Genomic DNA, 12743 nt, shown 5'->3' with positions numbered 1-12743 from the left:
ATATATATGATGCGATAGCGTTGGTAAATACCATATCACATCTATCAATGCTAACTGCAGTTCAGTGGTCTATGTTTTTAGTAGAGCGTTAGGTCTCGTTTTGTATGTTTAGCAAAATGTAGCTCAACCTGTAATTAAATTACAGGTATCGCGATTTTGCTCATCTGGGTGCATATTTTATATACGTGACACGATGTTCTTTTATACGGTTTATATAGATCTTAGATGCTATATTTTATTAAATGTGACTTCAATCACTATTTATTTTTAAGTATTACAAAATAAAGTGTGATCTAGATCGTGTGTTGATGATATCTATTCTCATTAACTTGGCTTTGTAATTTAAATTCATGGTGTTTTTGTGATCTAAGGTGTGCTTGTTAACCCGAAAGTGTTTTTCGTGTGTGATGGCTATCACGAAAGTTGGGCTAAGGTGCATTTTGGAAATGTTGTGATACATTTTAATCGACTTTTGAGTACACACTTTCGGTCATTTGACCAACCAATACATTACGGGGTTCTACCTATGTTATCACCAGAAGCAAAGATTAAGGTTCAAAACTTTGGTCGTTTCTTATCCAATATGGTAATGCCAAACATCGGCGCATTTATTGCGTGGGGTTTCATTACTGCACTATTCATCCCAACGGGTTGGTGGCCTAACGAAACGTTAGCATCAATGGTTGGTCCTATGATTACATACCTACTGCCACTATTGATTGGTTACACCGGTGGTAAAATGGTTGGTGGTGACCGCGGTGCGGTAGTGGGCGCTATCACAACAATGGGTGTTATCGTTGGTACTGATATCCCAATGTTCATGGGTGCAATGATTGTAGGTCCACTAGGTGGTATCGCAATTAAGAAATTCGATGAAGCTGTTCACGGTAAAGTGAAGAGTGGTTTCGAAATGCTAGTGAACAACTTCTCTGCGGGTATCATCGGCATGATCTGTGCGATCATCGCGTTCATCGTGATTGGTCCTGCGGTTAAGATTCTGTCTGGCGGACTTGCGGCTGGCGTAAACGCAATGGTAGAAGCGGGTGCACTACCTCTAGCATCTATTTTTGTTGAACCTGCGAAAATTCTATTCCTAAATAACGCAATCAACCACGGTATCTTCTCTCCACTAGGTATCCAGCAATCTGAAGAGATGGGTCGCTCTATCTTCTTCCTAATCGAAGCAAACCCAGGTCCTGGTTTTGGTCTTCTACTTGCTTACATGGTGTTTGGTAAAGGTAGCGCGAAGCAATCTGCTGCTGGTGCATCTATCATCCACTTCCTAGGGGGTATCCACGAAATTTACTTCCCTTACGTTCTAATGAACCCACGTCTAATTCTTGCGGTAATCGCAGGTGGTATGGCGGGTGTATTCACTAACGTAATGTTCGATTCTGGCCTTATCTCTCCAGCATCTCCAGGTTCTATCTTCGCAGTCTTACTGATGACGCCAAAAGGCTCTTACATCGGCGTGATTCTATCTGTTATCGCAGCAACGGCAGTATCGTTTGTTGTAGCGTCAATCCTTCTTAAAACATCAGCGCAAGATGATGAGGAAGATTCACTAGAGAAAGCTTCTGCACAAATGAAAGACATGAAAGCGTCTTCTAAAGGTGCAGCAGCAGAAGCAAACGTAAACCTAGCGGATGTAAAAGCAGTTTATGTAGCGTGTGATGCGGGTATGGGTTCAAGTGCAATGGGTGCAGGTCTACTACGTAAGAAAGTAGCAACAGCTGGCCTAGACATTGAAGTAACCAACTACGCAATCAACAACCTACCGGCTGATTCGCAAATCGTTATTACGCATAAAGACCTAACAGACCGTGCTCGTAGCACTGTGCCAGGTGCGATGCATATGTCTCTAAGCAACTTCCTAGACGGCGGCGTATACGACCAACTAGTTGCCGAGCTTGTCGATGCTCAAAGTGGTGAAGCGAAAGTAGAAGCTCCGGCTCCTGCAGCAGCTCCAGCGCAAGAAGGCAACAAGCTTGCACTCACTGACGACAGCATCTTCCTTGGCCTTAAAGCGACTCAAAAAGAAGACGCAATCAAGTTTGCTGGCGAACAATTAGTAAAACTTGGCAACGTATCACCAGAATACGTAGATGGCATGTTTGCTCGTGAAGAGCTTGTGTCTACTTACCTAGGTGAGTCTATCGCAGTACCACACGGCACAATCGAAGCGAAACAGTACGTACAAAAAACCGGCATCGTTTTCTGTCAGTACCCTGAAGGTATTCAGTGGGGCGAAGATGAAGATGATATCGCGAAGATGGTTATCGGTATTGCCGCACAAGGCGATGAGCACAACATGGTGCTGATGGCGATTACCAATTCACTCGATGATGAAGAAGCTGTGGAATGCCTACAGAACACAACAAACCCTGCTGATGTTCTACGTATTCTCAACGGAAACTAAAAAGCTCTAGTCAAGCTCCTGAGTGAAGGAGGCCGGTATCCCCCTACTGGCCTCATTTTCGGTCTTAATCTTTCTAACAAGATTCAGTCTGAATAGCTTACTGCTTAATGCCTAGGGCACATCGTCAAGGCATGTTGTTGAGCAGTTAGCTATCTAGATTCAAATATTTATAAGGTCAAAATTATGAAAGCGTTACATTTTGGTGCAGGTAATATCGGTCGTGGTTTCATTGGTAAGCTTCTTTCTGATGCTGGTATGAAGGTTACGTTTGCTGACGTAAATGAAACGGTTGTAAATGCGTTAATTGAACGCCAAGAATACCCAGTTAAGATTGTTGGCGAAGAGTGTGTTGTCGAAGTTGTTAAGAACGTGACAGCAGTAAACTCAGCAACAAGCGAAGTAGTAGATTGCATTGCTGAGTCTGATCTTGTGACGACTGCAGTGGGCCCTACGGTTCTTAAAATCATCTCTAAGTCTATCGCTCAAGGCATTGAAAAGCGTGCAGCAGCAAACAACACTGCACCAATGAACATCATCGCGGCAGAGAACATGGTTCGCGGTACTAGCCAGTTAAAAGCAGCCGTGTTAGAGCACCTTTCTGATGAAATGAAAGCGTTCACTGAAGAGCACATTGGTTTTGTTGATTCTGCGGTTGACCGTATTGTTCCACCGGCAGAAGCGGGCGAAACAGATCCTCTAGCGGTAACGGTTGAAACGTTCAGCGAGTGGATCGTAGACCAAACACAATTCAAAGGTGAGATTCCAAACATCCCAGGTATGGAATGCACTGACAACCTAATGGCTTTCGTTGAGCGTAAACTGTTCACGCTAAACACAGGTCACTTGGTAACGGCATACCTTGGTGTCCTTGCAGGTCACGAGACAATCAAAGACTCTATCGAAGATGACGTAATCCGTGCTGAAGTAACGGCAACGATGGAAGAGAGTGGTGCAGTTCTGATTAAGCGTTACGGCTTTGATCCAGAAGCACACGCTGCCTACATCCAAAAGATTCTAGGTCGTTTTGCTAACCCGTTCCTACGTGATGAAGTAGACCGCGTTGGTCGTCAGCCAATTCGTAAACTGAGCCCGCAAGACCGCCTAGTTAAGCCTCTAAACGGTACATTAGAGTACGGCCTACCGAATGCTCACCTAGTAAAAGCAATCGCTGCTGCGTTCCATTACAAGAACGAAGACGACCCACAAGCGGTTGAACTTCAAGCAATGTTCGCAGAAAAAGGCTTTGCTGAGACATTAGCGCATTATTCTGAGCTGAATAGTGACTCAGAAGTTGTTAAACTAGCGGAAGAAGCTTATCTAGCATTGAAATGATAAACCATCAAAGTGCCACACCAGTGGCACTTTCTTATTGTCGAGCCGTTATGCCAATACAAACAAGCCATGAAACTGAATTACTCGAAGCCCTTTCGGAAGCTGAGAGTGCTAACGCCTGCCTAATGGCTGCTTATGATGCATTGGACGACACGGTAGATGCCGTATTAAAAAACATCTTTAAGAAAGACGACACTGCAATTAAGTTCGTTGTCGAGCCACTTCTCAACAGTGGTGGGCCGTTAGGCGAGATCATGATTCGTGCTAAGTTGCTACTCGGACTTGGCGTGATCAGTAAAGAACTCTACGACGATCTAGAGGTTTTCGTTACCTTGAAAGAGTGGGCGAAAATACAGGGTGAAGACACCAGCTTTACAGAAGTTGATGTGATATTTGAGCTCAACAAGGTGCACGCGATTCAGCGTATTATGCCTATCGAATATGACGCGGAGATGGTGGAAACGATGTCTGGCCCAATGCTTGAAATGTTCTTGGGGCGACATAATCAAAAGGTGAAGTCGACGATCGTATTAGCTATCACTGACATTATCACTACCCTATGCCGAGATAACGCGCTGAGCTCTTAGCTCTAGTTTGCAGCTCTGCTTATCTTGTTTCACATCCTACATAACTTGTAGCTGTTCGTTCGTTTCAATACAAAGATTAAAATGATGGCGGTTTCTCTCGTTGGAGAAATCGCTTTGTTGTTTTTGTGCTTCTAAAAAATATCCGAAATATCTTCCCATTAAATACAAAAGCAGCAGGCACAAAAAAAGCCACATTCAGTGGCTTTTTCTATTCAAGACGCTCTCTTTATAAAAACGCCCTGCTATTCAAGACTATAGGAATTATAGGTCTTGGATGTTCTCAGCTTCTAGCTCTTGGAAGTAGCGTAGAGTCTTAACTTTTAGCTCTTGTTGAGCTGGCTCATCAGCAACGATGATAGCTTTACGGTGCATCTGTAGAGCTGTAACAGTCCACATGTGGTTTACAGAACCTTCGATAGCCATTTGAAGCGCTTGAGCTTTGTTGTGGCCTAGAGAAAGGATCATAACTTCTTCTGCATCTAGAAGAGTCGCAACACCGATAGTTAGTGCGTATTTAGGAACTTGGTTGATGTCGCCATCGAAGAAACGAGAGTTCGCGATACGAGTGTCTTCAGTCAACGTTTTGATACGAGTGCGTGAAGATAGAGAAGAACCTGGTTCGTTGAATGCGATGTGACCGTCGATGCCTACGCCGCCCATGAACAGGTTGATTTTGCCGTATGAACGGATTTTCTCTTCGTATGCTGCACAGTGAGCATCGATATCTTCAGCTTTGCCGTCTAGCAGGTTGATGTTTTCTGCTTGGATATCAACGTGGTTGAAGAAGTTCTCGTGCATGAATGTGCGGTAAGACTCTGGGTGGTTAGGGTCGATGCCAACGTACTCATCCATGTTGAATGTTACAACGTGCTTGAAGCTAACTTCGCCAGCTTTGTAAAGTTCAATTAGCTCAGCGTAAGTAGTTAGAGGTGTGCTACCAGTAGGAAGACCTAGTACAAATGGACGCTCAGCCGTTGGAGCGAACTTGTTGATTGAATCTGCGATATGACGAGCAGCCCATTTACCTACTTTAGCTTTGTTGCTTAATGGAATAAGTCTCATTGATTTTGCCCCTAGAAATAAAATTTTATAGTGTTCTGAAACATTAATTCGCATTATAAAATAAGTTATCCAGTTCCGCTATTGTTTTAGGCCAAGTTTTTGCTTTTTTCGTCGTAACTGTGACTGGAACTCTCAAAATTGCACAATTATTGTATGGATATTTGGTGGCGTTAAACAAGATTAATACGTTTGTCATATACAGCAATGTTGATCTAATTCAGCACCTGAAAGGGTTGGTGTGTTTCTATGCCTTGATACGATTATTGCAATAATGGCATCGCTCGAACCATTGACGAATTTTGGTGCATTAACGTGTTTCGAGTATAAACAAGCGTTGAGCGTATAGTTGAAACTAGAAAAATAATGATGGCAATGGAGCGCTATCGTGATAAAAGACAGGGGCAGGATGAAGAACGATGAATCTCAGTGGGATGAATACCCATAAGATTGAACGAGAGCTGTGTTTTAGTCACGCTATCGCTATGAATTATATATAAATATTGGTAAAAATGGATAGGTTGGCTAAACTTACCAATTACAAAGAAGATGTGTGTTTGAAGGCAAAAAAAAGCCCAAAGTGATGAGGTATCACTTTGAGCGATTTTACTAATCTTCTAACACTAACTCACTTTCGTATTCTTCCCTAGATACGTCGCCGCGTTTGCAGCCGTTTAGGGTGTGAAAGCGACGGCGTCCACGAGCCAGTTGAATGTACTTCAACCAAACACGCTCTAACTTGGACTTTGCCTTATGAGGGTGAGACAACACTTTAATGAAGTGTTTTTCTTCTGCATTGATTGGTGCTAGTTCACCAGTTTCAAGTGCAAGCATAGTGTCACCAAACAAGGTTAGGATTTCCTCTTCTGAAAGAGTAAAATCACCCGACTTAGCGAACCCTCTCGGGAATTTAATGGTGTCATAAAAACGTTTTTTTCCGTGTCGGAATTCGGTCTCAGACATATCAGCCTCAGTAATGTGGTTAGATAGAAATTAGTGTTTATTGCTCACGCGAAAATATTGTTAAAAGGCTAAAATAGGAAACAAAATGTTTTTGCCTTTACGATAAACAATCCTAGATCGGCTAGTTAGCAGATTTATTACAGAGATGTATTTGATGGATGTGAAAGTATTTAGAACCTTTCTTGAGGTTGCAAGGGTGCGCCATTTTGGGCGTGCAGCTGAAAACTTGTATTTAACACAAGCGGCGGTGAGTGCGCGGATCAAACAGCTTGAAGGCTATTTTGATACTCAGCTCTTCATTCGTGACCGCAATAACATCAAACTCACATCTTCCGGTGAACGTTTGATTGGTTATGCCGAAGTGATGGTGTCCACCCTACAACAAGCCAAATTTGAGCTGTCGTTAGAGAGTGGTAAAGCCTTGCAGTTAACGCTGGGCGGCACGCCGAATATTTGGGATGCGTATCTGCAAAACTGTTTAAGTGTGGTAACCGACTCTTTTGGTGGTTACGGCTTTATGGCAGAGGTGATGGGGCGCGAGCAACTGAACCGTAATTTGTTAGAACGAACCTTAGATATGGCTTTCGCGTTCGATCAGATCAAAGCAGAAGAGCTGAACTGTAAAAAAGTCGCTGACTTGGTTTTGGTGTTGGTATCAACGCAGCAAGATGATCTGGAATCTGTATTTCAACATAAGTATGTTTATGTGGATTGGGGAACGCGCTTTGGTTCTGAACACGCAGAACGTCACCCTAAAGTGCCAGCACCGTACCTACGTACCTCTACAGCCCGTATCGCCCTCGATTTCATTTTAGAGAAAGGCGGCAGTGCGTATCTTCCGGTGTCTCTAGTCGAACCTTTTATCGATTCGGGTCAGCTGCACAAGGTGAAAGGGGTTGAAGACTGGTATCTCCCAATTTATCTGAGCTACCGTAAAAGCAGTACCTCGGTTGATGCGATCATGCAGGTTGAGAAGTTGGTTAATGAGATTGACCCATCGACGGCTTACACATTGCAGCAAGCCGCTGAACAAGCACCTGAGTAACGGCATTCGCGGTAAGCAGTGGCTTTGCTGATTAGATTCAATAAAAAATGGCTCCCAACTAATTGTATAGTTGGGAGCCATTTTTGTTTTAAACCAGAAATGTACTTCTTTTCGGAACTAGAGATCGTTTCTAATTCCATAAATATCGTTTAAGCCTGGTATGTGTAGCCTTTATTAAAAGCCCTATAGGTTCATTAGATTCTCAATAGACTCTTCAAGAGAGTGTGACATGTACGAATGGATTTGATTGCCATCCGTTGCGTCAATCTCGATCATAGAAATCCCGTTGTCCGCTTTGTCTTCAAGAAAGCTTAGAGACTGCTCGACTGATTGACTGGTGAGAACCTGTTGATTTGATAAAACAATACGACATGTGTGTAGAACCATAGCCTTTTCCTTTTTATATTCGATAGGTCTCTGCATCTTGGCGTGCTAAGTACCGATCGTTGACGTTGTGAGAAGAATGTCCTCTCTAGGTTAAATTTAGTCGAATTGAATAAAATTAAAACCCTTTTTTGTGATTTATCTGACCTTCGCTTCCGAAAGTGGCTAGCGACAATGGTGGTTCACGGTAAACTTTTAGGTATCGGATCAAACGCTATGGTAAGTGGGAAGAGTACGGCATGTCGAAAAAGATCAATCACAACAGCAGCTTAACCAGTGAGCAGTGCCATTTGGCTCGATATGCACGAGATGCTCGCTTTGATGGGATGTTTTTTACAGCGGTGAAAACGACAGGAATTTTTTGTCGCCCGATTTGCCCAGCCACACCACCCAAAGAAGAAAACGTCGAATATTTTTCCCATCAAGCTAAAGCATTGAAAGCGGGATATCGTCCTTGTTTACGTTGTCGACCAGACAGCGCACCTTTTTCGCCGGCTTGGAAGGGCGTCGAAACCACTTTCTTACGTGCGATGCAGTTGATTGATAATGGCGCTCTGAATTCAGGATCTATCGTCGACCTTGCAACGCGGTTAGGTATTTCAGATCGTTATTTACGAACCTTATTCGACAATTACATCGGCGTGTCACCCAAGCAATATAGTCTGTACAGTCGATTGATGTTTGCCAAGCAGTTGCTGCACACCAGTAGCATGAGCATTACTGATGTCGGCTTTGCTAGTGGCTTCAATAGTACGCGCCGTTTTAATGATGCCTTTCAAAAAGAGCTGCAGCTTTCGCCAAGCCAAATTAGGCGAGCGAAGCCAAGTGACACTCAGAGTAATCATATTCAGCTTGGTTTTCATGGACCCTTAGATTGGAACCACTTGTTGAGGTTTTATCGACGAAGAATGATTGAGGGCTTAGAAGGCGTTGGCGAAGATTATTATAAGCGCACGGTAAATGTGAACGGGTCAAAGGGTTGGTTCAAGGCGACTTTAGCCAAAGATAACCGCTTGGATATTGAATTCGAGTTGGATGATATAAGCCAATTAAGAAGCTTGATTGCGAATATCCGCCGTATGTTTGATCTTGATGTCGATATTGCCAAGGTTGAGACGTTCTTTACGACTATCGATCCTAACTTGGTGGCTAAGAGTGGTATCCGTATTCCTGGCGTGTGGAGTGCTTGGGAGGCAGGCGTGAGAGCGATTCTAGGACAGCAAGTTTCGGTAACCGCGGCGATTGGTCAGCTTAACTTATTGGTCAAAGAGCTTTCTGATGAACATGAGAAAGCCAGCTTCCCAACACCAAAACAGATAGCGGACGCTGATGTTAGCTTCTTGAGAATGCCGGGAAGCCGCAAAGAGACCCTAAAGCGTTTTGCCGAATACATGGTCGACAATGAAGCTGAGCATCCTTCCAAATGGATTGAGCTAAAAGGGATTGGGCCTTGGACTATTCAATATGCACTGCTTCGCGGGTTAAGCGAACCTAATCATCTGTTGGTTGGTGACTTGGTGGTGAAGAAGTTTATTGAGCATCGCCCCGCCATCAACACGGAGAGTGTTTCGCCTTGGGGTAGTTACGCCACGTTCCACTGTTGGAATCAGTCTTAATCGGAATACTAAGCTAGGAGATATCATGGACAACCGTTTTACTTACTATGAGAGCCCATTGGGAACCGTGACGTTACAGGCGAACGATGAAGGCTTGCTCGGCCTTTGGTTCGAGACACATACCACCAAGCCGGAACCGTTGGGTGTTCAAGATGATAGCTTTCCGATCTTTGCATTGGCTATCGAGCAGCTTAATCGCTATTTCTCGGGCGAAGCTATTCAGTTTTCTGTGCCGATTGCAGCCAAGGGCACGCCATTTCAGCAGTCGGTTTGGCAGGCGCTGACGACCATTCCTTATGGAGAGACTTGGAGCTATGCACAACTGGCCGATGCGATAGGCAATCCGAAAGCCGTTCGTGCTGTGGGTTTGGCGAATGGCAAAAATCCGGTTTCAGTGATTGTGCCGTGTCACCGTGTGATTGGTAAAAACGGCAAACTGACGGGTTATGCAGGTGGCGTAGAACGTAAACAGCACTTATTGGTGATAGAGGGAAGAGAGCAAGACTAGCAAGCGATTTAGCCATGAGCCTGTCGAGATGCTGGCTGAATATCTCGTACTACTTAATGGTGAAGGCGAGTGGTTCTTAAAATATGACTTTGCATTAAAATCAACGCTTTCTGGGAAGTATCAATTTGGTTGCATATTCTTTGACTATGTTCTCTAGGCAAGGATGCCCAAATGAATAGATTCCCCTTACTAATATCTGGCTGCAGCTCTGCATTATTGCTGACAGGTTGTTTAACTGATACCAGCCGACCTTTCGAGGTTCCACAGCTTGCTCTGTTCAAAGGTATGTATGAGAACGCAGATAATGACAGTTATCTACTTTTTGAATCCGGGCAAGTGACTTATCAAACAACGGATAATTCCGTGACTCGAACCTATCGTGTTGATGATGACTTGATCACCATTGAATTCAATTCTGGAAGCAGCCGAACTGACTCTAGACTAGTGATGCGCATTCAACAGAAGGGCGAGATGCTAACTTGCAACCAATGTCCAGCGATACAATTGAGTAACGTCTGGACACTTGTAGATAAGCCTGTGAAAGACAGTTCGAACTAGAAAAGATCTCCGAATTAAAAAAGATCGCCATTAAGCCATAGGTGTGCAGCGATACTGACGGCATAGCCAATCATGATCACTGGCATCCATTTCAAGTGGCCAAAGAAGGTGTATTTGCCATGCGCCGCGCCCATTAACGCCACACCTGCCGCACTACCAATAGATAACAAGCTGCCGCCAACGCCTGCGGTTAAGGTGATCAGTAGCCAGTTACCCATCGACATTTGAGGTTCCATCGATAACACGGCAAACATCACCGGAATGTTATCGACAATCGCAGATAAGATCCCCACCATGATGTTGGCCCAAATTGGATCCCATTGGCTATACATCACGCCAGAGGCAAGCTCCAAGTATCCCAGTAGACTCAAGCCACCTACACACATTACCACGCCGTAGAAGAACAGCAGAGTGTCCCATTCGGCATGGGACACTCTTCGAAATACATCAAAGGGCACGACTGAACCGAGTCGCTTCAATGCCCCCCCATCATTGTTGGCAATCGCCACCGCTTTTTTCTTCGCCAGTGAATTTGGTAAGGTCTTACGCAAGAAATAACCAAAGAACTGTAGATACGCCAGCCCCATCATCATGCCCATTACTGGAGGGAAGTGGAGTACGGCATGGAAAGCAACCGCAGTGCCGATGGTCATGATGAACAACAACACGATGCGTCTTGCACCGCGTTTTAATTCAACGTGCTGATGCACCGTGTCGGGTTGGGTTGTGGGAACAAAGTAAGACATGATCATTGCAGGGACGAGGTAATTCATCACTGAAGGAATAAATAAGGGAATGAATTCACTGAAGCTCACATAACCAGCCTGCCACACCATCAACGTTGTGATGTCACCGAATGGGCTGAACGCGCCGCCAGCGTTAGCGGCTATCACGATATTCACACAGGCTAGGTTAACGAATTTAGGGTTAGATCCTGCGACTTTCAGAACCACGGCGCACATCAATAGAGCTGTGGTGAGGTTGTCGGCGATCGGTGAGATAAAGAAGGCCAGAATACCGGTTAGCCAGAACAGAGAGCGGAAATTAAAGCCTTTGCCCACCATCCACGCTTGCAGCGCATCAAACAGTCTTCTCTCTTCCATGGCGCTGATGTAGGTCATGGCGACGAGTAGGAAAAGTAACAGCTCAGCGTATTCCAGTAAGTTGTGTTCGAGTGCTTGCTTAGCGACTTCAACAAGGTTGTGTTCTTGGTAGATAAAACCAATGATTATCCAGATCAGTCCTGCTGCAAGTAACACTGGCTTAGATTTTCGGAGCTTTAGGTACTCTTCCATCATCACCACGATGTAGGCGACAACGAAAATGGTCAGGGATAGGTAGCCAGCGAATGAGTTGGTGAGCTTGAGTGGTTCTCCCAACTGAGAAGTGGCAGCACCTGCTACCGAAGAAAAGAGTAACAAAGAGAGAACAGCAGAAAGCTGGATACCTAACATGGATTACGCTCCGAAGTTAATAAGTTATTAACACGGGTAAAAGCGTAGACCTAAATAAGCATGTGGGGTGTGATAGATATCTTAATAATTCAATAGATTATAGTGAAAAAGAAAGACGGTGGCGAAAGTATTAGCTTTGATGGATACTCCTGGCAACTCAGGCTTAGCATTGATTGCGTCGCTTCAAAGTACTGATGCTGGCGCGGGGCGATCGTTAACTTCTTCTCTTCAGGTACAGTACTGTTCACCCTTCCAGTTATGGATGGTTCTTTGGCGGTAACTTCGTCAATTGGCCTAGCGGTTGCTGTGATGTTTATCTTCAAGTTTGTTGGTGCAATACATGGGACGTATCATGGGACCAATTGGTACTGAAGGTCGCTACATCCCGGTGATGATCGCGATTTCGGTATTGAATGCGTTTGGTGCAATGTTCTTGATGAACATTATTTTGTAACGTGACTTTGAACGGTTAGCTGCGAACAGCTTTCAGACGTTACAAAAAAGGAAACCCCGTTTGGCTTTCACCAAACGGGGTCTATTCTTTTCGTAGCCATCCTGCTACTGCGCGTTACTTATCTTTCAATAGGTAACTGGTGCTCCCTGCATCGTTCCTTGACGTGGCTAAATCCTTTAACCTATCCAATTCATCGCCGTCCTAGCGGTGTCCTTGCAAACTCATCATCCTGATAAGCGACTCTATCCTAGAGCATAACTTCCTTGCTGATAACTCATCCTAAGCCATCAAATCTTCATCCTGAAGATACCTAATCCGTTAGGCTTTTTCCTGTTCCTGCCAACTCCCTGTCGACATGTGTATT

The 12743-nt window shown here is 44.5% G+C and carries 11 protein-coding genes and 1 pseudogene; 8 read left to right on the top strand and 4 right to left on the bottom strand.

From position 1 onward, the window contains the following. Positions 1 to 526: 526 nt before the first annotated feature. The 3 genes from AB4503_RS19105 to AB4503_RS19095 all read left to right on the top strand — a co-directional run bounded on the left by AB4503_RS19105 (position 527) and on the right by AB4503_RS19095 (position 4338). Positions 527 to 2419 (top strand): PTS mannitol transporter subunit IICBA, encoded by a 1893-nt coding sequence (locus tag AB4503_RS19105; protein ID WP_017066361.1) that lies wholly within the window; start codon positions 527 to 529, stop codon positions 2417 to 2419. Between the two features lie 183 nt (positions 2420 to 2602). Then, the gene (locus tag AB4503_RS19100) at positions 2603 to 3751 is read left to right on the top strand and encodes a mannitol-1-phosphate 5-dehydrogenase (RefSeq protein WP_372115569.1); all 1149 of its coding nucleotides are present in this window, start codon (positions 2603 to 2605) and stop codon (positions 3749 to 3751) included. Between the two features lie 50 nt (positions 3752 to 3801). Then, the gene (locus tag AB4503_RS19095; protein ID WP_372115568.1) at positions 3802 to 4338 is read left to right on the top strand and encodes an MltR family transcriptional regulator; all 537 of its coding nucleotides are present in this window, start codon (positions 3802 to 3804) and stop codon (positions 4336 to 4338) included. A 261-nt stretch (positions 4339 to 4599) separates the two neighbouring features. Here AB4503_RS19095 and nagB read toward each other — a convergent pair whose 3' ends face one another. Further along, positions 4600 to 5400 (bottom strand): glucosamine-6-phosphate deaminase, encoded by an 801-nt coding sequence (gene nagB, locus AB4503_RS19090; RefSeq protein ID WP_017057618.1) that lies wholly within the window; start codon positions 5398 to 5400, stop codon positions 4600 to 4602. Between the two features lie 606 nt (positions 5401 to 6006). Further along, positions 6007 to 6360 (bottom strand): DUF413 domain-containing protein, encoded by a 354-nt coding sequence (locus tag AB4503_RS19085; protein ID WP_017061517.1) that lies wholly within the window; start codon positions 6358 to 6360, stop codon positions 6007 to 6009. Between the two features lie 154 nt (positions 6361 to 6514). On the opposite strand from AB4503_RS19085, the gene AB4503_RS19080 reads away from it, so the two are divergent. Next, a complete protein-coding gene (locus AB4503_RS19080) occupies positions 6515 to 7405 on the top strand; it encodes a LysR family transcriptional regulator (protein WP_017061518.1) in 891 nt (296 codons plus the stop codon). A 183-nt stretch (positions 7406 to 7588) separates the two neighbouring features. On the opposite strand, the gene AB4503_RS19075 is transcribed toward AB4503_RS19080, so the two are convergent. Continuing rightward, positions 7589 to 7792, bottom strand: a complete 204-nt coding sequence (locus AB4503_RS19075; RefSeq protein ID WP_017061519.1) for a hypothetical protein — start codon at positions 7790 to 7792, stop codon at positions 7589 to 7591. A gap of 236 nt (positions 7793 to 8028) precedes the next feature. Between AB4503_RS19075 and AB4503_RS19070 the strand changes: the two genes are divergently transcribed. From AB4503_RS19070 to AB4503_RS19060, 3 genes are all read left to right on the top strand, one after another. Next, complete coding sequence (locus AB4503_RS19070) at positions 8029 to 9405, top strand: AlkA N-terminal domain-containing protein (RefSeq protein WP_372115567.1); 1377 nt, start codon at positions 8029 to 8031, stop codon at positions 9403 to 9405. Between the two features lie 25 nt (positions 9406 to 9430). Continuing rightward, positions 9431 to 9913, top strand: a complete 483-nt coding sequence (locus tag AB4503_RS19065; protein WP_017061521.1) for a methylated-DNA--[protein]-cysteine S-methyltransferase — start codon at positions 9431 to 9433, stop codon at positions 9911 to 9913. A gap of 171 nt (positions 9914 to 10084) precedes the next feature. Then, positions 10085 to 10471, top strand: a complete 387-nt coding sequence (locus AB4503_RS19060; RefSeq protein WP_017061522.1) for a hypothetical protein — start codon at positions 10085 to 10087, stop codon at positions 10469 to 10471. A gap of 14 nt (positions 10472 to 10485) precedes the next feature. Here AB4503_RS19060 and nhaD read toward each other — a convergent pair whose 3' ends face one another. Beyond that, positions 10486 to 11925, bottom strand: coding sequence for a sodium:proton antiporter NhaD (gene nhaD / locus AB4503_RS19055; RefSeq protein ID WP_017061523.1), 1440 nt, complete (start codon positions 11923 to 11925; stop codon positions 10486 to 10488). Between the two features lie 109 nt (positions 11926 to 12034). On the opposite strand from nhaD, the pseudogene AB4503_RS19050 reads away from it, so the two are divergent. Then, positions 12035 to 12261 (top strand): annotated as a pseudogene (locus AB4503_RS19050) (YjiH family protein); the annotation flags it as partial. Positions 12262 to 12743 lie beyond the last annotated feature (482 nt).

Source organism: Vibrio sp. 10N.222.55.B11 (assembly GCF_041473705.1).
Taxonomy (GTDB): Bacteria; Pseudomonadota; Gammaproteobacteria; order Enterobacterales; family Vibrionaceae; genus Vibrio; species Vibrio crassostreae_C.
Note: the sequence above shows the minus strand (reverse complement) of the source record. Positions and strands in the feature narration are given on the sequence as shown.